The sequence below is a fragment of the Agreia sp. genome (assembly GCF_964263775.1).
Lineage (GTDB): Bacteria > Actinomycetota > Actinomycetes > Actinomycetales > Microbacteriaceae > Agreia.
The window spans coordinates 1-25,174 of the sequence record NZ_CAXVWM010000129.1; the positions used below are offsets into that span (position 1 = coordinate 1).

The following is a 25,174-nucleotide window of genomic DNA, read 5'->3' on the forward strand; positions in this document are numbered from 1 at the left end:
CCTCGGTGACGGCGAAGAGCGTGGGGAGGGTGCCGTTTTCGGCGTCGTTCAAGAGCGGCTGGGCGAGTCCGTTCATCCAGCCCGAGATGCCGCCGACATGCGAGACGAGGTTCGTCTTGGCAATCCCGGGGTGGGCGATCATCGAACGCACCGGGCTGCCGGACTTTTTGAGCCGGCGCTGCAGCTCGAACGAGAACAGCAGAATGTCGAGTTTGGAGTCGCAGTATGCGAACCACGGGCTGTAGCGGCGCGTGCGCCCGGCGAGATCGTTCAGTCGCAGCCGGCCCTGGCGGTGCAATTGCGACGAGATGCTCACCACACGGTCGGTGATGTTCGGGAGGAGGGCGTTGGTGAGCGCGAACGGGCCGAAGTAGTTGGTGGCGACCTGGCTTTCGATGCCATCATCGGTCATCCGGTGCGGCACGGCCATGATGCCGGCGTTGTTGATCAGCCCCGTGATGGGCCCTGACCACGCGTCGGCGAACTGTCGAATCGAATTCGAGCTCGACACGTCGAGTTGCTGCACGTCGATGTTTCCGCGGACAGACCCGATGCCCCGCAGGGCGGCACGTGCTCTGGTGGTGTCCCGCACAGCCATCACCACGTCGGCTCCGGCGCGGGCGAGTTCGCGGGTGGTGATCAAGCCGATCCCGCTCCCGGCTCCGGTCACGATGCGCTGCGTCCGGAAGACGTGGGACTTGCCGTGAGCCCCCGCCGCCGCGTGCAGGGGCTGCGCCGTGAAGAGGTAGCGTGCAGCGGCATCTACCGCTGGTTCACCCATCCCGAAACCGAGCGGGAGCTCTACCCCGTCGAGGACAGGGCGCGGCAGGGACGCGCCCTCGTCTTAGCGTTGCGGATCGCCGCAACCCGGCGAGGATCGAAGCCCTACGCCGCCAAGCTCGCACATCGACTCACCCAGCACAGCCCCGAGTTCTCCGAGATCTGGGCCCGCCAAGAGGTCACCCGACGATTCGAAGACCACAAGACACTCATTCATCCCGAGATCGGCCGAATCCGATTCGACTGCCAGGCCCTCTTCACCGAGGACCAGAGCCAGACCTTCGTCGTTCTCACCACCGTGCCTCGCAGTCGCGATGCCGAGCAGGTGCAGTTGCTCAACATCGTCGGACAACACCGTTTCACCGAGGCCGTCGAGATCAATGATGCCGGCACGTGATCGCCATTTTTCGGCGAGCGACTTCTTATTCGGGAGATGGTGCGCGGTGGGCCCCGCCGGGCTCGAACCGGCGACCCGCGGATTAAAAGTCCGATGCTCTACCAACTGAGCTAGAGGCCCGCAGCGACTAATCTAGCGTGTCTTTGACCTCGGATCGAACCGGGGCAGGATGGGTGCATGACAAGCGAGTATCGCAAACCCGCACTCTTCGGCGGATCGGAGTTCGAGGCGTTCAAGGGTGGCGAGGATCCGGCGCAGATCTCGCGCCTCGCGCACGACACGGCCAGCGCGCTCCTGGGTCGTGTGCGCGCCGATCCCGACCCGGGCGTCATCGACAGGCTCATCGAATACACCGACCTGCACGGCATCGATGCCATCGCCGAGCTGTGGTCGCGAGCGTCGTCGCACAGCCTGCCCGGGGCGCTCTGGCGCATCTATCTGGTTCGGGCGCTGATCAGACAGGATGCCGGGCAGTCGAGCTACCTGTTTCAGAAAGGCAGCGACCTCAGCATCACCATCGACCCGGTCGTGGCCGGCGCCACCTCGCCGACGGGACCGAAGGAGATCACCGCGCTCGCGGACCAGATCCTTCGCGGCATCTTCGACGGCGACTTCGCCGTGGCGCTCGAGCGGGCCGCGGCGTTCTGCCGAATCATGTCGCTCGGAACGGCCGCCGAGGCCGACGACACAGAATCGGATTCGTCGGAGCGGGCATCCGAATTGACCGTGCGGGCCAACCGATTCGCCGAGACCGCGTCGGAGTTCGCTGTCTGCGCAAAACTGTGGAGAACGGACAGCCTCGAATGAAGTTCGGGTAAAGTCGTATCTCGCCGGGCCGTGGTAACCCCGGGCTCCAATTTCCGCCGTTACGAACGGCCTTCCGCCGAGAGGCGTTCCGCGGCCCGGCTCTAATCTTCTTTTCAAGTCTCATGTCGCTTCGCCGCGCTGAATTCGACTAGGTCAGCTTCGACGGTTTGGCAAGGGTCAAACGAACCCCGCGTTCGGGTGGCATGCTGATGAACGACGCGAATCGAGGGGTTCTCCCGGCGCGAAACAAAATCGACGGATCGGAGGCGGCAATGACGAGCCTTCTCCCGCATTCGACGCGAGCCGATTCGACCCGAGCAGATTCGACCCCGCAGAACGCGGGCACCACCGAAATTCACGCCTCTACCCAGCCGCAACTCGTGCGTGTGGCGTCGGTGCCGGCATCCCATGTCTATGTGCGCCACATCTCGCCGATCGACGGCGATGTGGCTCGTCCGAGTGGGCTCGCAAACACCGAGCGCGACGGGGGAGTACGCGTCGTCAGGCTGGCCGATCCCGATCCCGACGACCCCACGCGCTCGGCCCAGCAGCGCTGGTGGCCCCCGACGATGCTCGACGTGAACTGGGTACGCGAACATGCCGACGACTTCGACATCTTTCACCTGCAGTTCGGTTTCGATGCCCGAACGCCCGAGCAGTTGCGCGACCTCGTGGCCGAGCTGCGGCTGCACTCCAAACCTTTTGTCTACACCGTGCACGACCTGCGCAATCCGCATCACCCGAACCGGCTAGAGCACGAGGCCCAGCTCGACGTGCTCGTGCCCGCCGCCGACGCCGTCATCACCCTCACCGACGGTGCCGCATACGAGATCAAGCGCCGCTGGGCCCGCCGCGCTGTCGTACTGCCGCATCCGCACGTGGTGGATTTCGAGACCATGCGTCAGGTGCAGCACGCTCGACTCGATGGCCAGCGCCACCGCGCGCGGCATGACGACGCCGAATACCGTATAGGCCTGCATCTGAAGAGCCTTCGCGCGAACATGAATCCCGTTCCGGTCATTCGCGCGCTTCTCGAGACGATCGGCGGCCTGCCCGGTGCCGTGCTGCAGATCGACGGGCACCGCGACGTGCTCGAGCAGGGCAGCGTGCGCTACGACCACGATCTCGCCGAGCTGCTGCACGAGGCCGCAGCGTCCGGGCTCATCGACCTGCGCATCCACGACTACTTCGACGACGACCAGCTCTGGCAGTACCTCGCCTCGCTCGATCTCTCGGTGCTGCCGTACCGCTTCGGCACTCACTCCGGCTGGCTCGAGGCCTGCCGCGACCTCGGCACCGCCGTACTCGCACCGAACTGCGGCTACTACCGCGATCAGGCGCCCGTGATGCTCTACCTGCAAGACGACGACGGCCTGGATGCCGATTCGCTGGGATGCGCGGTCGCGCGCGCATACGGCGAGCGGCCCCTCTTCTCCATCACGGTCGACGAGCGCAGACGTCAACGCGACACCGTGTCAGACGCGCATGCCGCGCTCTACCGCGACCTGCTTCGATGAGCGAGTCGCTCCGCATCTGCCTGATCGCCTCAAGCCGGTTTCCCGTGGCGGAACCGTTTGCGGGAGGGCTCGAGGCGCACACGCACAGCCTGGCCACCGAACTCATCCGCCGAGGGCACGAGGTCTCGTTGTTCGCCGCTCCTGGGTCGGATCCGAGGCTCGGCGCCACAGAACTCGGCGTCGAGGCGTTCAGCAGCAGCCCGACCGCCCGGGCGGACATCGGCGCCCGGCCAGAGCAATGGATGCGCGAACACCACGCGTACCTGAAGCTCATGCTCGACCTCAGCCGCAATCCCGGCCGATACGACGTGGTGCACAACAACAGCCTCCATCACCTGCCCGTGGCTATGGCCGAGGCAACAGGTCTCCCCTTCGTCACGACCCTGCACACCCCGCCCGTGCCGTGGCTCGAATCGGCCGCGATGCTCGCCGCGTCGAGCCTCGCGTATGCCTCGGTGAGCCGCCACACGGCCGGCGCGTGGCGCCATGTCGTCGACAGCACCGTGATTCTCAACGGGGTCGACACGACCGCGTGGATGCCCGGGCCGGGCGGTCCGGCCGCGATCTGGTTCGGGCGTCTCGTTCCCGAGAAGGCACCGCACCTGGCGATCCGGGCCGCACGGGCTGCCGGCATGGAGATCGAACTCGCCGGACCGTGCCTCGACCAGGAGTATTTCGACAGAGAGATCGCTCCACTCCTCGACGAGCGAGTCCGCTACCTCGGACATCTGCGTCATGAACAACTCGTGCATGCGGTCGGCCGGGCGCTGGTGTCGGTCGTCACTCCCATCTGGGACGAACCGTACGGTCTCGTCGCGGCGGAGTCGCTGGCCTGCGGCACACCGGTTGCGGCGTTCGCGCGGGGCGGAGTTCCCGAGATCCTCGACGAATACTCCGGACGCCTGGCCGCGCCCGACGACGTCGAAGCGCTCGGCGAGGCGATGATCGCCGCATCCCGCCTGTCGAGAGAGGATGCGCGCCGGCGGGCAGTCGCGTCCTGCTCGCTCGACCGGATGGTCGACGACTACGAGCGGCTCTACGACTCTCTGATCCCGTCGAAGCTCGCGGCATGATCGGCTACTACATCCATCACCAAGGCCGCGGACACCTCAATCGTGCCATCGCGATCGCGGCCGAGCTCGACCAGCCGGTCACGGCACTCTCGTCCCAACCCCAGCCCCTCGGATGGATTGGAGACTGGATAGAACTGCCCCGCGACGACGATGACGTGGAACCCCACGACGTCGACGCACAGGGCCGCCTGCACTGGGTTCCTCTCGCCGACGCGGGCCTTCGCGACCGGATGGCGCGGATCTCGCGGTGGATCGCCGACGCCGCGCCGCAGGTGATCGTCGTGGATGTCTCGGTGGAGGTCGCACTTCTCGCCCGGCTCCTCGGCGTGCCTGTCGTTTCGATCGCGCTGCCCGGCGTGCGCGCAGACGAGGCGCACCGGCTGGGCTTCGACATCTCGGCGGCGATCATCGCCGCGTGGCCGCAGGAGGCGGACGGCATGATCTCGGGACTCAGCGCACAGGCTCGGAGCCGGCTGCACTGCGTCGGGGGAATCTCGCGCTTCGCATCACGGCCCGACGAACGCCGCCTTCACACCACTATCGAGGCGCCGAGGCGCCTGCTTCTCCTCGGCGGAGCCGGGGGCAGCACCCTCGACGCGGTGACCATCGCGAACGCCCGGGCGGCGACCCCCGACTGGCAGTGGACGATCCTCGGGGGTAGAGGCGGCCGCTGGATCGAAGATCCGTGGCCCGAGATCTGCTCGGCCGACGTCATCGTCACGCACGCGGGCCAGAACGCGCTCGCCGACGTGGCGGCAGCTCGCCGGCCGGCCATCGTGATCCCCGAGTCGCGGGCGCACGACGAGCAGGTCACGACCGCGTCGGTTCTGGCCAGGAGCAGCCGGTGGCCCGCCCTCGTGCGCTGGAAATTTCCCGAGACCGGTTGGCCGGCGCTACTCGACGAGGCCGTCGGACTCGACGGCGATCTGTGGCGGTCGTGGAACGACGGGCTCGGCGCGCGCAGTGCGGCGGCCGTCGTCCAGCGCGAATTCTCGGATGCCGGCGTTCCGGAGGCCGTGTGACCCGGGTGGCCGTCATCACGGTCGTGCACCGGCGGCATGCCCACCTCGCACTGCAGAGGCGAGCCGTGGCGCTCAGTCAGCGGCTTCCCGACGACTACGTCGTCGTCGCTGTCGATGACCCGATCGAACTCGATGACGATTTCGAGGCCGCGCGCATCCTGCGTATTTCGACTGATCCGCTCGGTCTGCCGATTGCCGCTGCGAGAAACGCCGGGGCCGAGTCGGCCCTGGCGGCGGGCGCCGACGTACTCGTCTTCCTCGATGTCGACTGCGTTCCGGGTCGCGAGTTGATCGGGGCATACGAAGCCGCCGCGTCCGCTCTCGAGTTGCGCGACGACATCCTGTGCGGCCCCGTGGCCTATCTGCCGACCGCGCCCTCGACGGGTTACGACCTGGCCACCATCGACACGCTCGCCGACCCGCATCCGGCCCGACCTGCACCGGTACCCGGCGCCGTCATGCGCGGTGGAGACCACGACTTGTTCTGGTCGCTGTCGTTCGCCGTGACCGCGTCGACCTGGCGCAGTGTCGGCGGCTTCGACGAGGCCTATATCGGGTACGGCGGCGAGGACACCGATTTCGCCGCCACCGCAGATGAGCGCGGCATCCAGATCGCCTGGGTGGGCTCCGCCCGCGCCTATCACCAGTACCATCCTGTCGAGTCGCCTCCCGTGTCGCATCTCGACGACATTCTGCGCAACTCGGCGCTGTTTCATTCGCGGTGGGGCAGATGGCCGATGGGCGGCTGGCTTTCGGCATTCGAGGACGCCGGTCTCATTGCGCACAATCCGGTCGACGACGTCTACGAAAAGCTCTGACGCACACCAAACCGGCATAGCGTCCGCGCCGAATCATTGGTGTGAACGGACCACGAACAACACGCCTCAGGTGGGAAACCTGTCATGCTTAAGCTCGTGACCCCTGATAGCGACCACGACGGTACTCCGCTCGAGGCACTCGACTCGGTCGAGAGCCTCCTATTGAAGGTGGCCGACGGCGATCAGAGATCATTCGCTGAACTGTATGACCGAATCGCACCGCGAGTTCTCGGCCTCATCAAACGACTGCTGATCGACCATTCGCAGTCCGAAGAAGTCGCCCAAGAAGTGTTTCTCGAGATCTGGCGCACGGCTACACGGTTCGACCCCTCTCGCGGCGCCGCCCTCTCCTGGGTTCTCACCATGGCTCACCGCAGGGCAGTCGATCGCGTCCGAGCGTCGCAGTCCTCCCACGACCGCGATATCAAGATCGGTATCCGAGATGTCGACCGTGAATATGATCAGGTGGCCGAATCGGTCGAGATCAGAATCGAACATGAAAGGGTGAAGAGAGCCATGACTCAGCTGACGCAATTGCAGCGCGAGGCCATCTCTCTGGCGTATTACGGGGGCTACAGCCATAGCGAGGTCGCGAAGATTCTGGCGATACCGATCGGCACCGTGAAGACTCGGTTGCGCGACGGCATGATCCGCCTCAGAGATGAAATGGGAGTTGCCTGATGTCCGCACACGACGACTCCCGCCTGAACACCGGGGCATTCGCCCTCGGCGCACTTGCACCCGATGAGCTCGACAGGTTCATTGCCGCTGCCGAGTCCGATCCCGACCTCGCGGCCGAAGCCGACGGTCTCAGCGCCACAGCTGTGCTGCTCGGTCTCGCAGCCACTCCGGTCGAGCCGTCGGCGAGGCTGAAGGTCGACCTTATGGCCGCGATCGCATCCACCCCGCAGCTGCCCCGTGAGACGACCAGGCCCGTGGCGCAGGCTCCGGTCTTCATGCCATCGGCATCCATCGGCGTCGAGGATGCGTCGCCGCGGCGCGCCGCCGTCGGCGCGGCCGAGCAGAAGGCCGGCCTGCGCTGGTTCACCCGACCGGCCACCCTGCTCGTCTCGGCCGCAGCGGCGGTCGCGCTGTTCGTCGGAGGAGGCTTCGTCGGATCGGTGGTCACCGGGGATACCCCGGTCGTCGTCGACCAGCAGGCAGCGGGCCTCGCCCAGATCTACGCCGCATCCGACGTGCAGTCGGTGCGCAGCGAAGTCGAAGGCGGCGGCATCGCCACGCTCGTCTGGTCGGGAGAGCTCGGGCGCTCCGCCGTCGTCGTCGACGGCCTCGCGCCGCTGCCCGCCGGCAGCGTCTACGAGGCCTGGTACATCAACGATGCCGGGGCGGCGCCCGCGGGTACCTTCGATGCCACCGGAGCCCACAAGACGTCGTGGCACCTGCTCGATGGAACGATGTCCATGGGAGACACTGTCGGCGTCACGGTCGAACCGGCCGGCGGATCGAAGGCGCCGACCACGACACCGATCGTGGCCATCGCCAGCGCCTGACCCGCTCGACACGCAACACATCCCGCCACACGCTGCAGCAACGACGAAGGCCCTCTCGAAATCGAGAGGGCCTTCGTCGTTCTGAGGTTCTGACTATCCGAAACGACCCGAGACATAGTCTTCGGTGTCTTTGACCGACGGGTTGGAGAAGATGGTGGTAGTGTCGTCGTACTCGATCAGCTTGCCGGGCTTGCCCGTGCCGGCGATGTTGAAGAACGCGGTACGGTCGGAGACGCGGCTGGCCTGCTGCATGTTGTGCGTCACGATCACGACCGTGTAGTCGTTCTTCAGCTCGCCGATGAGGTCTTCGATGGCGAGGGTCGAGATCGGGTCGAGGGCCGAGCAGGGCTCGTCCATCAGGATGACCTCGGGCTCGACCGCGATGGCGCGGGCGATGCAGAGGCGCTGCTGCTGTCCACCCGAAAGGCCGGAGCCGGGCAGGTGAAGGCGGTCCTTGACCTCGTTCCAGAGGTTGGCACCTCGGAGCGACTTCTCGATGAGGTCGTCGGCGTCGGACTTCGACATGCGACGGTTGTTGAGCTTCGAGCCCGCGAGCACGTTGTCGCCGATCGACATGGTGGGGAATGGGTTCGGACGCTGAAAGACCATTCCGACCTGGCGGCGAACGAGCACGGGGTCTACACCGGGGCCGTAGAGGTTGTTTCCATCGATCAGGACCTCGCCCTCGACACGTGCGCCGGGGATGACCTCGTGCATGCGGTTGAGCGTTCGAAGAAACGTGGACTTGCCGCAGCCCGACGGGCCGATGAACGCGGTGACCGTGCGGGGTTCGATCGTGAGGCTGACGCCTTCGACGGCGAGGAAGCTGCTGTAGAAGACGTTGAGGTCGTTTACTTCGATGCGCTTGGACAAGTGACTTGTTTCCTTTAGGGTTAGCGGCCGAGCTTGGGAGAGAAGATGCGGGCGATCACGCGGGCGGCGAGGTTGAGCAGCATCACGATCAGAATCAGCGTCAAGGCCCCGGTCCATGCGCGGTCGAGGTAGGCCTGGGCATCCGAACCCGGGTTGGCGTACTGGGTGTAGACGAACACCGGCAGGGTCATGACGCGCTCGTTGAACATGTTGTAATTCATGCTCTGGGTGAATCCGGCGATGATGAGCAGGGGAGCCGTCTCGCCGATGACGCGGGCGATGGCGAGCATCACACCGGTCGTGATTCCGGCGATCGAGGTGGGAAGCACGACCTTGACGATCGTGAGCCACTTGGGCACGCCGAGGGCGAAGGATGCCTCGCGCAGCTCGTTCGGCACGAGCTTCAGCATCTCTTCCGTCGAGCGCACGACGACGGGGATCATCAGAATAGACAGCGCGACGGCGCCACCGAGGCCGAATCGGATGCCGGCGACTCCCGTGAGCAGCGCGAAGAACGCGAAAGCGAACAGACCGGCGACGATCGATGGGATGCCCGTCATCACATCGACGAGGAAGGTGATGGCCCGGGCGAAGGGGCCGCGACCGTATTCGACGAGGTAGATCGCGGTGAGGAGCCCGATCGGCACAGAGATGAGCGTGGCCAGGCCGGTGATCTGAAGGGTTCCCATGATCGCGTGCAGCCCGCCACCGCCCTCGCCCACGATGTTGCGCATCGTGAACGTGAAGAACGTGAGGTCGAAGCGTTTCGCGCCATTGACGATCGTGGTGAAGAGCAGCGAGATCAGGGGCAGCAGCGCGATGATGAAGGCCAGCGACACGAGCGAGGTGACCATGCGGTCCCTCGAGCGCCGCACGCCCTCGTAGAGGCGGGAGATCACCGTGAGCACGATGACGAAGAGCACGGTTCCGAAGAAGATGGTGCCGACGATGTTGAAGTCGGCGGTCACGTCGGCCATCATCAACAGCCCGAAGATCACGCCCATGACGATCCAGCTGGCGACCAGCAACAGCCACGGGGTGGCCGTGGGGAGCTTGCCGGCGGTGAGCGTGTTGGTTACGGGGAGGGCGGCGCCAGTAGTCGTGGTCATGGCTAGTTTGCCCCCGAGAATGCCTTGCGGCGGTTGATGATGTAGCGGGCGATCGAGTTCACGACGAGGGTGATCACGAAGAGAATGAGGCCGGACGCGATCAGCACGTTGACGCCGACGCCGTGCGCCTCGGGAAAGTTGAGGGCGATGTTGGCCGCGATCGTCGATGGGTTGGTCGACTTCAGCAGGTCGAATGAGAATCCGCCCGACACCGAGAGCACCATGGCGACGGCCATGGTCTCGCCGAGGGCGCGGCCCAGGCCGAGCATGGATGCCGAGATGATTCCGGGGCGGCCGAACGGCAGTACGGCCATCTGGATCATCTCCCAGCGGGTGGCGCCGAGGGCGAGGGCCGCCTCCTCGTGCAGGCGGGGCGTCTGGAGGAAGACCTCGCGCGAGAGGGCGGTGATGATCGGCAGGATCATGACGGCGAGCACGATGGCGACGGTGAGGATGGTGCGACCGGTGCCGGAGACAGGGCCAGCGAGGATCGGGATCCAGCCGAAGATGTCGACGATGGTGGAGTAGAACGGCTGCACGAACGGCGCGAGCACGGTGATGCCCCACAGACCGAAGACGACCGACGGCACCGCGGCCAGCAGGTCGATCACGTATCCGAGTCCGGCGGCGAGGCGGCGCGGCGCGTAGTGCGAGATGAAGAGAGCGATGCCGATGGCCACGGGAACGGCCATGACGAGTGCGAGGAAGGCGGCCCAGATGGTTCCGCCGACGAGGGGGGCGACGTAGGCCCAGAAGCTCGAGGGGGCGCCTTTGATCTCGGCAGGATCGGCCGTGAAGGCGGGAATCGACTGCACGATGAGGAAGAGGGCGACCAGCGCCAGGATCGCGAGGATCAGACCGCCCGCGACGATCGTCGACGTGGAGAAGATCACATCGCCCGGCCGCTGCTTCGCCTTGATCTGCGCCAGAGGAGCCGCGTCGACCGTCGGCTTCGCGTCCACGGGCTTGGGGGGTGCTGTCGTCATGAGAGCTGGGGTCCTGTCAACCGTTTTTCGGGGAGGAGGGGGACGAGGCGGTCTTGGCCTGAACCCGAGATCTGTCCGGCCTCGATCGGAGTTCGAGGCCGGACAGAGTGTGAAGCGGTGCTACTTGATGGTCTCGATCGCGTCGGAGACCTTCGAGGCGAGGTCGCTCGAGAGCGGCGCGGCACCGGCGGAGGTCGCGGCCTCCTGCTGGCCCTCATCGCTGGCGAGGTAGCCGACGTACGCCTTCACGAGCTCGGCCTGGGCCGGGTCCGCGTACTCCTGGCAGGCGATGATGTAGCTCACCAGAACGAGCGGGTAGTGCGACGCGTCGGTGGTCTCGCGGTCGAGCGCGATCGCGATGTCGTTCGACTCGCGACCCTCGACCAGCGGGGACTCCTCGACGACGGCGGCGGCACCCTCAGCGGTGTACTCGACGAACTCTTCGCCGACCTTGATCTTGGCGACGCCCAGGTCTCCGGCCTTCGATGCGTCGGCGTAGCCGATGGTGTTGCTGCCGTTGGTCACGGCCTGGATGACACCCGAGGTGCCCTGGGCGCCCTCACCGGTCTGGAACGGGAACGCGTCTGCGGCCTTCTCGGCCCAGTCTGCGGGAGCGACCTTGCCGAGGTAGTCGGTGAAGTTCTTGGTGGTTCCCGAGTCGTCCGAACGGTGCACGGCGGTGATCGCCGCGGAGGGCAGTGTGGCGTCGGGGTTGAGCGCCTTGATGGCCGCGTCATCCCACGAGGTGATGGCGCCGGAGAAGATCTTGGCGAGGGTCGACGCGTCGAGGTTCAGCTCGTCGACACCCTCGACGTTGAAGACGACGGCGATGGGCGAGATGTAGACGGGAAGGTCGATCGCCAGGGTGTCGGAAGCGCAGCTGGCGAACTCGCCGGCCAGCTCCTCGTCGTTCAGTGCCGAGTCGGACCCGGCGAAGGCGGCGGCACCCGAGATGAAGCTCTCGCGGCCGGCTCCCGAGCCCTGGGGGTCGTAGTTGATGGTGACGTCGGGGTTGGCGGTCTGGAACGCGGCGATCCATGCTTCCTGGGCGCTGCCCTGGCTCGAGGCGCCGATACCGGTCAGCGTTCCCGTGAGGGTCGAGGCCGAGTCGCTCGAGCCGCCCTCTGCGGGTGCCTCGTTGGCGGCGCAGGCGGAGAGTGCCAGCGCGGCGGTGAGGAAGAGTGCCGCGGGGGCGGCGATACGCGAAAGCTTCACTGAAAAATCCCCTTCAGGGTTTCTATTGCTGGGATGGGCCGGTGCATGGCCCTCAGTGAACCTAACGAGCGCGCGTAACGAATCTCTCGTGATCAGGTAAACGGGAGGTGAACAGCATCTGCTGGCGAGCAGCCTAGTGCGGAACGTGCGTCTCGACCGCGATGATGCCGGAGCCCGGCCGGTCCTTCGACAGGTGGATGACCGTGTAGCCGGCCACGGGAAGGTCGCCCGCCCGCGCGATCGAGGCCACCTTGGTGGTGCCGGTGGCGAGTGCGACCTCGCGCATGATTTCGGGCAGCACGGGCCCGTGACTGCACAGGATGCTCGTTGCGCGGCGACGCACGCGTTTGCCGACAAGACTCCGGATGTCGCTGGTGCCGTTCTCGAAGGCATCCTGGCTGAGCGAGTCGGTCTTCTTGACCGACAGCCCCAGGGCTTCGGCCGTCGGCGCGATCGTCTGCTGGCAGCGCAGGGCGGTCGACGACCGGAGCACGGTCGGACCGAAGGCGCTCAGGCCGGGAACGATGAACGCCGCTTCGACCAGGCCGCGGTGGGTGAGCGGGCGCGCCGAGTCTCGACCGTCGAAGTCGAAGGCGGGAATCGCCTTGGCATGGCGCAGCGCGATGATGGCGAACGTGCTCGTGAGACCGTCGTCGACGAAGGCCTGGAATCGCTTGAGGATCTCGGCGTCGCGCTTGTAGCTGATCGAGGAGAGTGCCCGGCTGATCGGCATCCACTCGAGGGCGGCGACCTCGCTGTTCGGCACGAAAGTCGAGGCGAGGACCGCTTCTTCGGTCACTTCGGCGGCCCAGTAGTGCACGACCTTCTCGCGGTGGTTGGGCATCACGTAGTTGGTGACGCCGAGTGGCAGTCCGAGATCGACTTTCAGGCCGGTCTCCTCGGCGATCTCGCGCACGGCCGTCTGCGGCAGAACTTCGCCCGGGTCGACTTTGCCCTTCGGCAACGAGACGTCTTTGTGGCGCGTGCGATGAATCAGGAGCACCAGGATCTTGCCATCGACGACGCGCCAGCAGACCGCTCCTGCGGCGAACACGGTCACAGCGACCGTTCCCCCGTCCCGTTCACCGGCTGATTCCCGTTCTCTTGCGCCGCTTGCTGATCTGCTTCATGACCACGTCTTGCAGGTCGACCAGCGGATTGCCGGCGTCGTCGACGCTGCGCCGCACCCAGTCGCCCTCCGGTCCGAGCGTCCATGACATGGTGTTCTCGTTCATGGCGAGGTCGAAGAGCTCGCTGATCTCGCGCAGGTGATCGGCGCTGGTCAGGCGCACCAGGGCCTCGACGCGACGGTCGAGGTTGCGGTGCATCATGTCGGCGCTGCCGATCCAGGTCTCGTTCTCGCCCGCGTTCACGAACGAGAAGATGCGGGAATGCTCGAGGTAGCGACCGACGATCGACCGAACCGTGATGTTCTCGCTCAGGCCTGGCACCCCCGGCTTGATGGCGCAGATTCCGCGCACCCAGATCTCGACGGGAACGCCGGCCTGGCTGGCGCGATAGAGAGCGTCGATGATGGCCTCGTCGACGATCGAGTTGACCTTGATGCGGATTCCGGCGGGCAGCCCCTGCTCGACATTGCTCGCCTCCTGCGCGATGCGCTTGAGCAAGCCCTTGCGCAAGTGCAGCGGGGCCACGAGCAGGCGCTTGAACTTCTTCTCGATGGCATAGCCCGAGAGCTCGTTGAACAGGCGGGTCAGGTCTTTGCCGACCTGGTCGTCGGCGGTCAGCAGGCCGAAGTCCTCGTAGATGCGGCTCGTCTTGGGGTTGTAGTTTCCGGTTCCGATGTGGCTGTAGTGGCGCAGCACCCCCTTCTCGCGGCGGATCACCAGGGCGAGCTTGCAGTGCGTTTTGAGTCCGACCAGGCCGTAGACGACGTGCACTCCGGCCTTTTCGAGCTTGCGCGCCCACGAGATGTTGGCCTGCTCGTCGAAGCGCGCCTTGATCTCGACGAGGGCGAGAACCTGCTTGCCGGACTCCGCCGCGTCGATGAGGGCCTCGACGATCGGGCTGTCTCCCGACGTTCGGTAGAGGGTCTGCTTGATGGCGAGCACGTGCGGGTCTGCGGCTGCCTGCTCGAGGAACGCCTGCACGCTCGTGGCGAACGACTCGTAGGGGTGGTGCAGCAGCACGTCTTGACGCGCGATGGCCTTGAAGATGTCGGGCTTGGCGTTGGGCTCCGACGGCTGAAGGGCGACCGAGGTGGTGGGAACCCGCTTCGGGTAGTGCAGCTCGGGGCGGTCGATCTTGCCGAGGTCGAAGAGGCCAGCCAAGTCGAGGGGAGCGGGGAGCCGGTAGACCTCCTGCTCGGTGACGTAGAGCTCGCGAACGATGAGTTCAAGCGTGCGGTCGTCCATGTCTTCGGTGACCTCGAGCCGGATAGGCGGACCGAAGCGTCGACGCAGCAGCTCTTTTTCGAGGGCCTGGATGAGGTTCTCTGTCTCGTCTTCGTCGACCTCGACGTCTTCGTTGCGGGTCACCCGGAACACGTGGTGATCGAGCACCTCCATGCCCGGAAAGAGATGGCCGAGGTGATTGGCGATGAGGTCTTCGAGGGCGATGAGCCGCACGTTCGTCTCGTCTTCGGTCTCGTCGACCCTGATGAAGCGGGGGATGACCTGGGGAACCTTGAGGCGGGCGAACTCCTCTTTGTCGATCTTGGTGTTGCGCACGCGGACGGACAGGTTGAGCGAGAGTCCGGAGATGTAGGGGAATGGGTGCGCGGGGTCGACGGCGAGCGGCATGAGCACGGGAAAGATCTGAGCCGAGAAGTAATCGCTGAGGCGTGAGCGATCGTCGTCATCGAGACTGTCCCAGGTGACGATGTGCACCCCCGCCTCATCGAGCGCCGGCTTCACGAGATCTTGGTACGCGCGGGCGTGTCGCAGTTGCAGCTCGTGCGCCGCGCTGGAGATGTCGCCCAGAACGTCGACGGGCTTGCGGCCGATGTTGGTTGGCAGGGCGAGTCCGGTCGCGATGCGGCGCTTGAGGCCGGCGACGCGCACCATGAAGAACTCGTCGAGGTTCGACGAGAAGATCGCCAGAAAGTTGGTGCGCTCCAGCACCGGAAGCGTGGGGTCTTCGGCGAGCTCGAGCACGCGGGTGTTGAACGCCAGCCAGCTCAGCTCGCGGTCGAGGTAGCGGCCTTCGGGAAGGGACGGGTCGTCGAGGATCTCGATGATCTCGTCGTCGTCATCGAAATCTGAACCGAAGTTCGAGTCAAGAAGGATGTTGTCGCCGCTCATGCAATCATCATGTCATCCGGCGAGCGGACGCCGATACTGCACGTCGACCGTATGATCCGTGAATCCGAGCGATCGATAAAGATGCACGGCGCCTGCGTTGTCGGCATCGACATAGAGCGCGGCGGTCGAGATCGTGCGCGTGCGAAGGCGGTCGAACGCGCGCTGCATGAGTATGCGCCCGAGGCCCCGCCCCGCGTACGCCTCGTCGACGCCCACCACATAGATCTCGCCCGGTTCATCGGGGCCCTCGATCTTGAGCCAGTTGTACGCGACGAGCGTGTCTCCGTGTCGGGCGACGAAAAAGTCGTTCGCGTCGAACCAGGGCTCGGACATTCGGGCACGCAGGTCGTCGACGGCGAGCTCGCCCTGCTCGGCGTGACCGGCGAAGACTCGCGCGTTCAGCTCGACCCAGGCTTCGTCGTCGATCCCCGGCCTGAACGCGTCGATGACGATGCCGTCGGCCACGTTGTCGGTGCTTGTAGACGCGGTGTCTGTCGAAGGGCCGGGCACCGGCATCCGCAACTGGTAGAGCGTGCGCGCGGGTTCGAAGCCCGTGCGGGCCGCCAGGATGCGACTGGCCGGGTGGTCGCCGTGCGCCCAGCCCGCGATGTGCGGCTCAGCGCCGTCGAGAATCCGATCGAGCAGGATGGTGCCGAGGCCGTTGCGCCGGAACTCCGGATCGACGACGAACTCGAACTCGCCCCGGCCCACGAGCACGGCGCCGGCGATCGCGTCGTCGTGCTCGGCCACGATCAGGGTTCGGGCGCCGGATGCCGCGTCGACGAGCGCCTGGTCGTTGAACGGCGGCTGGCCGTCGACCAGCGACGTGCGGGAGATCAGCCGGGTGAACGCCGCGCCCAGCTCTGCGGGGCTACTTGCCCTGAGTTGCAGCGATGCGCTCATTGTCGTCTTCGAAGAAGTTGAAGCGGTAACCCACGTTGCGCACGGTGCCGATGAGCGATTCGAGGTCGCCGAGCTTGGCGCGCAGCCGCCGCACGTGCACGTCGACCGTGCGAGTGCCGCCGAAGTAGTCGTAGCCCCACACCTCGGAGAGCAGCTGTTCGCGGGTGAAGACCCTCGACGGGTGCATCGCGAAGAACCGCAGCAGCTCGAACTCCTTGAAGGTGAGGTCGAGTGGACGCCCGTGCACTCGCGCCGAATAGCTGGCCTCGTCGATGACCACGCCGGACGCCTGGATCTTCGACGTGGACTGGTCTTGCACCTGGCGGCCGATGGCCAGGCGGATGCGTGTGTCGACCTCTGCAGGACCGGCCGTCTCGAGCACGACATCGGCTGCGCCCCAGTCGGCGCTCACCGCAGTGAGTCCGCCCTCGGTGATGATGAGAAGGATGGGTACGCCGACGCCGGTCGTCGAGAGGATCTTGCAGAGTGAGCGTGCGGATGCCAGGTCGGTGCGGGCATCGACGAAGATGAGATCGCAGTTGGGCGTGTTCACCAGCTGGGCCGGTTCGGCGGGGATCTGCCGGGTGCGGTGACTCAGGAGAGACAGTGCGGGCAGAACCTCGCGGTCGACCGCAGAGGTCAAGATCAGCAGCTGCGCCACGTATGGTCCTCCAAGAAAGCCTGCCGTCATACTATCGGGCACAATGGGAGGGTGAGCCTCCTGATGAAGAGCGTAGTGCCGGTCTGGTTGGTGGCCGTTCTCGGTGCCGTCGCGGTCGCGGTGCTCGCCGAACCCGAGAACTACCTCGTCTTTCTTCCCGTGGTGCTGGGGGTGACCACCCTGTTGACTTTCGGCATCCAGCTGGGCATTCGGCGCACAGAGGGCTACGTCAACCGGGTGACGGCCAGTTCGACCGGCGCGGTCGTGATCCTCGCCCTGGCAACGGTGATCCTCGCCCCCATCGCTCTCGCGGCCTGACCAGCCCGCCTCCACGCTCGGAGTCGGGGTTAGGATCGATGCATGCAATCGTACGTCGCGCTCGAACTGTTCTTCGTGGGACTGCTCGGTCTCGCGAGCCTGGCCATCGCCTGGATCTCGGGCATGGTCGTGGTCAAACTCTTCCGCGGACAGCGCTGACCGTGATCGAACTGCCCATCGGGCTGAACGCCGAACTCGTTCCCCTGTCGTGGTTGATCGGCGTCTGGGAAGGAACCGGCGTCATCGACTACACGATCGGTGACGAGAAGGTCACGCGCGAGTTCGGGCAGCGGGTGAGCTTCAGTCAAGACGGGCTGCCCCACCTCAACTACAACTCCTATGCGTGGCTCCTCGGCGAGGGTGACGACGAACCGGCGCCGCTCGCCACCGAGACCGGTTACTGGCGACTCAGCAGGCCTCTTATCGACGCCGATCCCGGCCCGGGCATGCTGCCGGGCGGCGAGCAGAAACCGTTCACGACGGCCGACGACGTCGAGACCCTGCGCAACGCCACCAACGGATTCGACGTCGAGGTCGCACTGGTGCACCCCGGCGGCGTGATGGAGCTCTACCTCGGTCAGGTCGCCGGCGCACGCATCGACCTGTCGACCGACGCGGTCATCCGCTCACACGGCGCCAAAGAATACACGGCCGCCACCCGCATCTACGGGCTCGTCGACTCGCACCTGCTCTGGGCGTGGGACATCGCGGCCCTGGGCCAGAATCTTCGCACCCACGCATCCGCCCGTCTGGCAAAAACAGATTGACCGCAATGACCTCTATCGGCTCCCCGTTCCTCAGCCTCTCCGGCGCAGTCGATTCGGCGGCAGCCGACGCGGGCGTTCCCGCTCACTACGGAAACCCCGTGGCCGAGCAGCGCGCGCTGCTCGCCGGGGCGATCGTCGATCTCTCCCACCGGGGGGTCATCTCGGTCAGCGGCGCCGACCGTCTCTCATGGCTCAACTCGCTCACGAGCCAGAGCCTGACAGGTCTCCTCCCCGGGCAGTCGACCGAGTCGCTGCTGCTCGGAGTCTCCGGCCGCGTCGAGTTCGACATGCGAGTCGTCGACGACGGCGACACGACGTGGCTGCTCGTCGATGCCGACGAACTGCCCGGCCTTCATGCCTGGCTCCTGAAGATGCGCTTCACGCTGCGCGTCGTCGTCACAGACCGCTCGGCCGAATTCGCCACGCTCGGCTCGATCGGCGCCTCGAACGAGGCGCTGGATGCCGTCGCCGCGTCACCGAACGGTGTCGCCCTGGTCTGGCGCGACCCCTGGGCCACGGTCTCCGAAGGCGGCCATCAGTACGCCCGGGTGGCCGAGCATCCCGGCGCGGAATGGTTGTGGCGGGAGACCCTCGTGAGCCGCGACCTGCTGGGCGCACTCGCCGGCCGCATCCGCGGTGGCGAAGTATCCGCGGCGGGCATTCTGGCCGCCGAGGCCCTGCGCATCGCCGCCTGGCGCCCGCGTCGAGCGACCGAGGGCGATGAGAAGACGATTCCGCACGAGCTCGACTGGATGCGCTCCGCGGTGCACCTCTCGAAGGGCTGCTACCGGGGTCAAGAAACAGTCGCCAAGGTGCACAACCTCGGGCATCCGCCTCGCCGCCTCGTCTTTCTTCACCTCGACGGAACCGACAACGTCCTTCCCGCGCCAGGCGATCAGGTCGTGCTGCCCGCGCAGGCCGACGCAGCCGCGCCCGACGAGCCCGATGTCGTCGGTCAGGTCACCTCCAGCGGCATCCACTACGAACTGGGACCGATCGCACTCGCGGTCGTGCGGCGCTCGACGCCGGTGGAGCCCGATCTCGGCGTTCTGAGCGACGGCATCGTCGTGGCCGCGGGCCAGGAGGTCATCGTGCCGCCCGAGGCCGGCAGCGTCATCGGTCGAGTGCGTCGCATGCCGCGGCTCGGCGTGATGCGGCGCTGACGCGTCTCGGCGTGATGCGGCGCTGACGCGTCGACGAGCGTCACACCGGGGCGACCTGCCGCCAGGGAACCGTGAGCTCACCGAGGCGCCTGCGCGACCGGGCGCCGAGAACCGACCAGCCCGCGGCATCCACGGCCTCGACCGCGGCGAGCCAGCGCTGGGTCGCGCCATACACGCCCACGCCGGCGTTGTGCTGCCAAGCCCTGTCGAGTTCGCTGAGCAGCGCGTGAATCGGCTGGCCCGGCACGTTGTGGTGGATGAGCGATTTCGGGAGTCGCTCGGCCACGATCGACGGCCGCTCGAGCTCTGCCAGGCGCAATGAGATCGTGAAGGTCTGGGCCCCGTCAGCTGTGACGGTCACCCAGCTTGCGACCCGACCGATCTCGTTGCACGTGCCTTCGACGAGAACCCCGCCCGGTTGCAGGCGCGACACCATGAGCAGCCAGGCATCCGATACCTCGGATTCATCGTATTGGCGAAGCACGTTGAACGCGCGGATGACCGCGGCGAGACGGCCGTCGGCGAGCGGAGTCTCGAACCCGCCCAGAGCGAAGGAGACTCGCGCGTTCGGCGCGAACGTGGAGGAGCCGGATCGAACGGCGGCGAGCTGCTCGGTGGCCCGGCGCACCCTGTCGGGCGAGATCTCGAGCCCGACGACCTCGACGTCGGGGCGCAGGCGGGCGAGCCGATGCTGCAGCTCGAAGGCGGTCACCCCGCTGGCTCCGTAGCCCAAGTCGACGACGAGCGGGTCGCCGGTGCCGCGCAGCACGGGCAGCGTCGTGATGAAGCGGTCGACGCGACGAAGGCGATTGGTGTTCGTCGTGCCCCGCGTGATTTCACCGATCGGCATGCATCCAGTTCACCACGAAAGCCGCGGGCGGCCGCCCCTAGACTTGGAGCATGTCTACGCCTTACACCTTGATTCTGCTGCGCCACGGCAACAGCGACTGGAACCAGAAGAACCTTTTCACAGGCTGGGTCGATGTGCACCTCAGCGAGCAGGGAGTCGCCGAGGCGAGGCGCGCCGGCGAGCTGCTCGCGTCGTCGGGCATCCTGCCCGACATCCTGTACACCTCCGTGCTGTCGCGTGCCATCGAAACCGCGAACCTCGCGCTCGCGGGCGCCGACCGCTCATGGATCGACGTCAAGCGCAGCTGGCGCCTCAACGAGCGTCACTACGGCGACCTGCAGGGCAAAGATAAGGCGCAGACGCTCGAAGAGTACGGCCCCGAGAAGTTTCAGACGTGGCGTCGGTCGTTCGACGTGCCGCCGCCGCCCATCGACGACGACGCCGAGTACTCGCAGGTGGGCGATCCTCGCTACGCGCACATCGACGGAGAGGTGCCCCGTACCGAATGCCTCAAAGACGTCATCGAGCGCATGCTGCCGTACTGGCAGTCCGACATCACCGACGACCTCGCAGCGGGCAAGGTCGTTCTCGTCACCGCTCACGGCAACTCGCTGCGTGCCCTGATCAAGCACCTCGACGGCATCTCAGACGACGACATCGCCGAGCTGAACGTGCCGACCGGCATCCCGCTCGTGTACAAGCTCGACGAGAACTTCGTGCCGATCGAGCCGGCCGCCTACCTCGACCCCGAGGCCGCCGCCGCGGGTGCCGCGGCAGTCGCCAACCAGGGCAAGAAGTAGCGGCCGCCGACAGTTCTCGGCGACCGTCAGATGACCGGTCCGCGTTCTGCGGGCCGGTCATTCTGCTGCGTGTAGGGCGACTGCAACTGGGCCGGCGAGTTGTGCTGCTGCGGCTGCTGGTGCGCGTACTGCTGCACCGGTGCCCGCGGGCCGCCGGATGACGGGGAGCCCACCATCCGCGACGCGATCACACCGCCCCAGCCGATGCCGGCCACCACGAGCGCGCTCAGAATGAGCATGACGAGCTGCGCCGCGGCCGAATCGACCCCGTTGACGACCATCGCCCAGTGCACGAGGGCCACGACCGCGATGAGCGCGAGAAACGCGTAGGCGATTGCGGGGCGTGAGCGTACGACGAGCCAGCCGGCACCGAGGGCCAGGGTCAGCATCACGAAGACGTCGGCGAAGGTGAATCCGAAGAAGACGGATGCTGGCCCGAAGCCGATCGACAGTCGAACGGCCTGCAGGATGGCGACGATGATCACCGCCCCGACGATGATGACCTTGGCGATCACGCGACGCGGCAGGGGCGCAGGTGCGACGAAGAAGCCGAACGCCACGACCGCGAGGGCGAAGAGCAGTTGCAGCACCAGCAGCACGCCGAGCGAGATCTCGAAGCGCATGCCGGTGAACAGCTGGATGAACTGCCCGCCCAGGCTGAGCACGAGAAGGTAACCCCCGAGCGACACCGTGACGAGCGACAGAAACCACCGGGTCGACGTGGGGCGCGTGGGCTGGGGATTCGAAGGGTACGACATGCCCTCCAGCATGGAGGAGTGGGTGAGTTCGGGGCAAGGAGAACGGCGGCATCAGCTGACGTTCCGCCGAAAACGACGGAACGCGACCGGGCCGCCCGAGGGCATCCCGATCGCGTTCTGTCGTTCTCGACGCGAACTACTCTGCGGCGCCGGCCCAGTCGCCGGTGGCCAGGTACTGCACCTTCTTGGCGATAGCGACGGCATGGTCGCCGAAGCGCTCGTGATAGCGGCTCGCGAGGGTCACATCGACGGTGTCGACCGCGCCGCCCTTCCAGGTCTCGCCGAGCACCGCGTCGAAGACGCTCACGTGCAACTCGTCGAGCGAGTCATCGTCTTCGCGGATGACCTCGACCAGCGCGAGGTCTTCGTTCGTGAGAAGAACGGTGAGGTTCTTGGCCATCGCAATGTCGAGTCGACCCATCTCGGTGAAAGTGCCGCGCAGGCTCTTCTTCACGACCTTGTCGGGGTAGCGGTAGCGCGCGAGCTGCGCGATGTGCTCGGCGAGGTCGCCCATGCGCTCGAGCGACGCCGAGATCCGCAGGGCGCTCACGACGATGCGCAGGTCGCGGGCGACGGGCTGCTGCAGGGCCAGGATGTTGATGGCGAGCTCGTCGAGGCTCACAGCGAGGGCGTCGATCTTGTGGTCTTCGGCGATGACCGACTCGGCGAGGGCCACGTTCGATTCGTTGAAGGCGGTCGTGGCATTGGTGATCGCCACGGTCACGAGCGTCGAGATCTCGACGAGGCGGTCCTGTACCTCCCGCAGCTCCTGCTGGAATACTTCGCGCATGCGTAAAGGTCCTTTCACGGATTCGTCCCGACGCCGGTGTGGCGGTTTTCTGCAGCGTCAAGGGTAGGGGCGCCTGCTGGCGCCCGGATCATTCTGCCGAGATCAGGTTAACGGAAGGTGCCGGAGACCTGAACACTCGGCTAAGCGGCGCCTGTTCAGGCGTAGACGTGAATTCTATTCTGGGCCGAGTCGTTAGTGTGGAGTTCATGGACTCAGGCTGGTTGGTGCTGCTTTCTGTGGCATTCGGCCTCGTCGTCGGCGCCGGATTCATGGCGCTTCTGCATGCCGCCGAACGGCGCGGCAGCAACGCCGTCGACGTGGTCAACCCTGCAGTACCCGACGGCGTCGAACAGGTCGTCAACGCTCTCGATTCCGCCGGCGTGGTCATCGATCCGTCGAACAATGTCGTCACGGCATCCCCGGGCTCGATCGCATTCGGTCTCGTCGCGCAGCAGGCCCTCGTTCATCCCGAACTGGTCGCGCTCGTCGACGCCGTGCGTTCGAGCGGTGAGCCCGTGACCACGACCGTCGAGCTCGCGCGAGGCCCCTTCGGCGATGCGAGCCTGCATTTTCTCGTGCGGGTGGCGCGACTCGGCTCGAGATACATCCTGCTCGTCGCCGAAGACCATTCCGAGACCTTCCGGCTCGAAGACGTGCGGCGCGACTTCATCGCGAACATCAGTCACGAACTCAAGACTCCCATCGGGGCGATCTCGCTGCTCTCCGAAGCACTCGACCCCGCGGCCGACGATCCCGAGCAGGTGCGCCGCTTCGCCAGGCGACTGCACTCAGAGGCGGCGCGACTCACCCGCATCACCCAAGAGATCATCGAGCTCTCGCGCTTGCAGGCCGCAGATACTCTTCATTCAGCAGAGGTGTTGAACGTCGACCATCTCATTGCGGCGGCCATGGATCAGAACCACGTGCAGTCCGAACTGCGCGGCACGACCCTGGTCAAGGGAGGGGCGAAGCACGTCGAGGTGTTCGGCGACGAGACGCTGCTCGTGATGGCCCTGCACAACCTCGTGGGCAACGCCATCCAGTACTCGCCCGAGAACTCGCGCGTCGGAATCGGCGTGCGCGTCGAAGACGGGGTCGTCGAGATCGCCGTCACAGACCAGGGCCTGGGCATCGCCAGCGACGACCTCGATCGCGTCTTCGAACGGTTCTTCCGGGTCGACCAGGCGCGCTCCCGCAATACGGGCGGCACGGGCCTCGGGCTCAGCATCGTCAAGCACATCGTCGAGAACCACGGCGGCGACGTGCGGGTGTGGTCGCAACTCGGCAGAGGTTCCACGTTCACGATCAGGCTTCCCGAGGCGTCGACTGTCGCCATCGCACCCCAAGGAGATTTCCGATGACCCACATACTGCTTGTCGAAGACGAAGATGCCCTCAGCGAACCCCTCGCCTATCTGCTGCGTCGTGAGGGCTACACGGTGACCGTGGCCCCCGACGGGCCCACGGCGATCGCCGAATTCGACCGGGGGGGAGTCGAGTTGGTGCTCCTCGATCTGATGATTCCCGGAATCCCGGGAACCGAGGTGTGCAGGGAGATCAGAACCCGCAGCTCGGTGCCCATCATCATGCTCACGGCCAAAGACTCCGAAATCGATATCGTGGTCGGACTCGAACTGGGCGCCGACGACTACGTGACCAAGCCCTACTCGACCCGCGAACTTCTTGCACGCATCCGGGCGGTCATGCGTCGCCAGAGCGAGCCGAGCGATCTCGCCGAGCCGGTTCTCGAGAGCGGTCCGGTGCAGATGGACATCGAGCGGCACACAGTGCGGGTCAACGGCGTCGACACGGCCATGCCGCTGAAGGAGTTCGAGTTGCTCGAGCTGTTGCTGCGCAATTCCGGCCGGGTGCTCACGCGGGGGCAGCTCATCGACCGGGTCTGGGGTTCCGACTACTTCGGAGACACCAAGACGCTCGACGTGCATATCAAACGGATCCGCTCGAAGATCGAGTCGGTTCCGTCAGAACCGACGTTGCTCGTCACAGTGAGGGGACTCGGATACCGCTTCGAGGCGTGATCCGAGCGCTCCACGGCCGGGGCGGGCCCCGTGAAACCAGGAGCCGCTACGGAGCGGGAGTCGCCTCGGGTGCGGGGGTCTCCACGACGTCGCCGGGCTGCGGAGTCGTCGACGGCACGGGTGTCGGCGTGGCTGTGAAGGTCGGCAGCGGTGTGGGGGCGAGGCCCGTGTACTCGGCGAACTCGGTGGTGAGGATGGGCAGCAGAAGCTGCTTGCCCTCTGCATCGCCGTACTGGAAATAGACGGGGAACAATGAACCCGCGGTGGCGTCGATGCCGCGAAGCACGATCTGCGTCTCGCCGTCGGCGCCGAAGCTGGTGTTGCCGTTGCCTGCCACAGGAACCGTGGACTCGGCCTTCTCTCCGTCTCTTTCGTACTGCAGAACGAGCGCTCGGCTCTCGCGGGCGCTGTTGGAGAAGGTGACGATGAGGCTGGCGTCTTCGCCATCGTCGCTCACGAGGGTGGCGTTGCGGATGTCGACGGTTCCGACGCGGCCGTTCACGCCGTTGGCCGTCTCGACCTCTTTGGTCGTCGCCTGCGGGGTGATGAATGCGCAGCCGGCGGTGCCGAGCCCGAGAAGGGCGGACATGGCCAGTGCGGCCCCGAGTCGTGCTCTCACAAGTTCCTCCAGAAAGGTTCGGCGCGGCCTCTTTACGGGGCCGAACGCGGACCGTCTTAGCCTACCGAATCGTGGGCCGTGCAATCGGTCGTCGCACGGGCCCGGCGCAGACGAGGTCCCCGTTCGCGGGGGTCCG

General features: G+C 66.2%; 27 protein-coding genes and 1 tRNA gene. 14 read left to right on the forward strand and 14 right to left on the reverse strand.

Annotated features, from left to right (window positions below; all coding sequences use genetic code 11):
- Positions 1-643 (reverse strand): SDR family NAD(P)-dependent oxidoreductase (locus ACE5CZ_RS09845; protein ID WP_374947153.1); only part of this gene is annotated, 643 nt, incomplete at its 3' end.
- A gap of 60 nt (positions 644-703) precedes the next feature.
- Between ACE5CZ_RS09845 and ACE5CZ_RS09850 the strand changes: the two genes are divergently transcribed.
- Positions 704-1,177: a hypothetical protein gene (locus ACE5CZ_RS09850; protein ID WP_374947154.1), complete on the forward strand. Its 474-nt coding sequence runs from the start codon at positions 704-706 to the stop codon at positions 1,175-1,177.
- Between the two features lie 47 nt (positions 1,178-1,224).
- Here the strand turns inward: ACE5CZ_RS09850 and ACE5CZ_RS09855 are convergent.
- Positions 1,225-1,297, reverse strand: a tRNA-Lys gene (locus ACE5CZ_RS09855).
- A gap of 57 nt (positions 1,298-1,354) precedes the next feature.
- On the opposite strand from ACE5CZ_RS09855, the gene ACE5CZ_RS09860 reads away from it, so the two are divergent.
- The 7 genes from ACE5CZ_RS09860 to ACE5CZ_RS09890 all read left to right on the forward strand — a co-directional run bounded on the left by ACE5CZ_RS09860 (position 1,355) and on the right by ACE5CZ_RS09890 (position 7,925).
- The gene (locus ACE5CZ_RS09860) at positions 1,355-1,984 is read left to right on the forward strand and encodes a DNA-directed RNA polymerase subunit beta (protein WP_374947155.1); all 630 of its coding nucleotides are present in this window, start codon (positions 1,355-1,357) and stop codon (positions 1,982-1,984) included.
- A gap of 272 nt (positions 1,985-2,256) precedes the next feature.
- Positions 2,257-3,501 carry a glycosyltransferase family 1 protein gene (locus tag ACE5CZ_RS09865; protein WP_374947156.1) on the forward strand — a complete coding sequence of 415 codons (1,245 nt, stop codon included), beginning with the start codon at positions 2,257-2,259 and terminating at the stop codon, positions 3,499-3,501.
- Positions 3,498-4,574, forward strand: a complete 1,077-nt coding sequence (locus tag ACE5CZ_RS09870) for a glycosyltransferase (RefSeq protein ID WP_374947157.1) — start codon at positions 3,498-3,500, stop codon at positions 4,572-4,574. The genes ACE5CZ_RS09865 and ACE5CZ_RS09870 overlap by 4 nt, the downstream gene beginning before the upstream one ends.
- A complete protein-coding gene (locus ACE5CZ_RS09875; RefSeq protein WP_374947158.1) occupies positions 4,571-5,596 on the forward strand; it encodes a glycosyltransferase in 1,026 nt (341 codons plus the stop codon). Before ACE5CZ_RS09870 ends, ACE5CZ_RS09875 begins: the two co-directional genes overlap by 4 nt.
- Positions 5,593-6,414, forward strand: coding sequence for a glycosyltransferase family 2 protein (locus ACE5CZ_RS09880; protein WP_374947159.1), 822 nt, complete (start codon positions 5,593-5,595; stop codon positions 6,412-6,414). The genes ACE5CZ_RS09875 and ACE5CZ_RS09880 overlap by 4 nt, the downstream gene beginning before the upstream one ends.
- Before the next feature lie 84 nt (positions 6,415-6,498).
- Positions 6,499-7,095 (forward strand): sigma-70 family RNA polymerase sigma factor, encoded by a 597-nt coding sequence (locus ACE5CZ_RS09885; RefSeq protein ID WP_374947160.1) that lies wholly within the window; start codon positions 6,499-6,501, stop codon positions 7,093-7,095.
- Positions 7,095-7,925 carry an anti-sigma factor domain-containing protein gene (locus ACE5CZ_RS09890; RefSeq protein WP_374947161.1) on the forward strand — a complete coding sequence of 277 codons (831 nt, stop codon included), beginning with the start codon at positions 7,095-7,097 and terminating at the stop codon, positions 7,923-7,925. The genes ACE5CZ_RS09885 and ACE5CZ_RS09890 overlap by 1 nt, the downstream gene beginning before the upstream one ends.
- Before the next feature lie 93 nt (positions 7,926-8,018).
- Here ACE5CZ_RS09890 and pstB read toward each other — a convergent pair whose 3' ends face one another.
- From pstB to ACE5CZ_RS09930, 8 genes are all read right to left on the reverse strand, one after another.
- Positions 8,019-8,798: a phosphate ABC transporter ATP-binding protein PstB gene (gene pstB, locus ACE5CZ_RS09895; RefSeq protein WP_374947162.1), complete on the reverse strand. Its 780-nt coding sequence runs from the start codon at positions 8,796-8,798 to the stop codon at positions 8,019-8,021.
- Positions 8,799-8,818: 20 nt separating this feature from the next.
- Positions 8,819-9,907, reverse strand: coding sequence for a phosphate ABC transporter permease PstA (pstA, locus tag ACE5CZ_RS09900; RefSeq protein ID WP_374947163.1), 1,089 nt, complete (start codon positions 9,905-9,907; stop codon positions 8,819-8,821).
- Positions 9,908-9,909: 2 nt separating this feature from the next.
- Positions 9,910-10,893, reverse strand: coding sequence for a phosphate ABC transporter permease subunit PstC (pstC, locus tag ACE5CZ_RS09905; protein ID WP_374947164.1), 984 nt, complete (start codon positions 10,891-10,893; stop codon positions 9,910-9,912).
- 120 nt (positions 10,894-11,013) lie between these two features.
- Positions 11,014-12,108 carry a phosphate ABC transporter substrate-binding protein PstS gene (gene pstS / locus ACE5CZ_RS09910; protein ID WP_374947165.1) on the reverse strand — a complete coding sequence of 365 codons (1,095 nt, stop codon included), beginning with the start codon at positions 12,106-12,108 and terminating at the stop codon, positions 11,014-11,016.
- A gap of 133 nt (positions 12,109-12,241) precedes the next feature.
- Complete coding sequence (locus ACE5CZ_RS09915; RefSeq protein WP_374947166.1) at positions 12,242-13,168, reverse strand: NUDIX domain-containing protein; 927 nt, start codon at positions 13,166-13,168, stop codon at positions 12,242-12,244.
- A gap of 22 nt (positions 13,169-13,190) precedes the next feature.
- Positions 13,191-15,371: an RNA degradosome polyphosphate kinase gene (locus tag ACE5CZ_RS09920; RefSeq protein ID WP_374947167.1), complete on the reverse strand. Its 2,181-nt coding sequence runs from the start codon at positions 15,369-15,371 to the stop codon at positions 13,191-13,193.
- Positions 15,372-15,383: 12 nt separating this feature from the next.
- Positions 15,384-16,274 (reverse strand): mycothiol synthase, encoded by an 891-nt coding sequence (mshD, locus tag ACE5CZ_RS09925; protein ID WP_374947168.1) that lies wholly within the window; start codon positions 16,272-16,274, stop codon positions 15,384-15,386.
- Positions 16,243-16,935 (reverse strand): DNA-binding response regulator, encoded by a 693-nt coding sequence (locus ACE5CZ_RS09930; RefSeq protein ID WP_374947185.1) that lies wholly within the window; start codon positions 16,933-16,935, stop codon positions 16,243-16,245. Before ACE5CZ_RS09930 ends, mshD begins: the two co-directional genes overlap by 32 nt.
- Positions 16,936-16,986: 51 nt before the next feature.
- Here ACE5CZ_RS09930 and ACE5CZ_RS09935 point away from each other — a divergent pair, with 51 nt between their 5' ends.
- The 3 genes from ACE5CZ_RS09935 (at position 16,987) to ACE5CZ_RS09945 (ending at position 19,183) form a co-directional block, all read left to right on the forward strand.
- Entirely contained in the window at positions 16,987-17,253 is a 267-nt protein-coding gene (locus ACE5CZ_RS09935) for a hypothetical protein (protein ID WP_374947169.1), read from the forward strand.
- Between the two features lie 161 nt (positions 17,254-17,414).
- Entirely contained in the window at positions 17,415-18,020 is a 606-nt protein-coding gene (locus tag ACE5CZ_RS09940) for an FABP family protein (protein WP_374947170.1), read from the forward strand.
- Positions 18,021-18,025: 5 nt separating this feature from the next.
- Positions 18,026-19,183: a YgfZ/GcvT domain-containing protein gene (locus tag ACE5CZ_RS09945; protein WP_374947171.1), complete on the forward strand. Its 1,158-nt coding sequence runs from the start codon at positions 18,026-18,028 to the stop codon at positions 19,181-19,183.
- A gap of 40 nt (positions 19,184-19,223) precedes the next feature.
- Here the strand turns inward: ACE5CZ_RS09945 and ACE5CZ_RS09950 are convergent, their stop codons facing one another.
- Positions 19,224-20,033, reverse strand: coding sequence for a class I SAM-dependent methyltransferase (locus tag ACE5CZ_RS09950; protein WP_374947172.1), 810 nt, complete (start codon positions 20,031-20,033; stop codon positions 19,224-19,226).
- A 50-nt stretch (positions 20,034-20,083) separates the two neighbouring features.
- Here ACE5CZ_RS09950 and ACE5CZ_RS09955 point away from each other — a divergent pair, with 50 nt between their 5' ends.
- Entirely contained in the window at positions 20,084-20,833 is a 750-nt protein-coding gene (locus ACE5CZ_RS09955) for a phosphoglyceromutase (RefSeq protein ID WP_374947173.1), read from the forward strand.
- Between the two features lie 26 nt (positions 20,834-20,859).
- On the opposite strand, the gene ACE5CZ_RS09960 is transcribed toward ACE5CZ_RS09955, so the two are convergent.
- Together ACE5CZ_RS09960 and phoU are read right to left on the reverse strand one after the other, a co-directional pair.
- The gene (locus tag ACE5CZ_RS09960; protein ID WP_374947174.1) at positions 20,860-21,591 is read right to left on the reverse strand and encodes a hypothetical protein; all 732 of its coding nucleotides are present in this window, start codon (positions 21,589-21,591) and stop codon (positions 20,860-20,862) included.
- A 136-nt stretch (positions 21,592-21,727) separates the two neighbouring features.
- Positions 21,728-22,381, reverse strand: a complete 654-nt coding sequence (gene phoU / locus ACE5CZ_RS09965) for a phosphate signaling complex protein PhoU (protein WP_374947175.1) — start codon at positions 22,379-22,381, stop codon at positions 21,728-21,730.
- A gap of 206 nt (positions 22,382-22,587) precedes the next feature.
- Here phoU and ACE5CZ_RS09970 point away from each other — a divergent pair, with 206 nt between their 5' ends.
- Positions 22,588-23,742, forward strand: a complete 1,155-nt coding sequence (locus ACE5CZ_RS09970; RefSeq protein WP_374947176.1) for a sensor histidine kinase — start codon at positions 22,588-22,590, stop codon at positions 23,740-23,742.
- Positions 23,739-24,419, forward strand: a complete 681-nt coding sequence (locus ACE5CZ_RS09975; RefSeq protein WP_374947177.1) for a response regulator — start codon at positions 23,739-23,741, stop codon at positions 24,417-24,419. The genes ACE5CZ_RS09970 and ACE5CZ_RS09975 overlap by 4 nt, the downstream gene beginning before the upstream one ends.
- Positions 24,420-24,465: 46 nt before the next feature.
- Here ACE5CZ_RS09975 and ACE5CZ_RS09980 read toward each other — a convergent pair whose 3' ends face one another.
- Positions 24,466-25,038 carry a hypothetical protein gene (locus ACE5CZ_RS09980; protein WP_374947178.1) on the reverse strand — a complete coding sequence of 191 codons (573 nt, stop codon included), beginning with the start codon at positions 25,036-25,038 and terminating at the stop codon, positions 24,466-24,468.
- Positions 25,039-25,174: the final 136 nt, after the last annotated feature.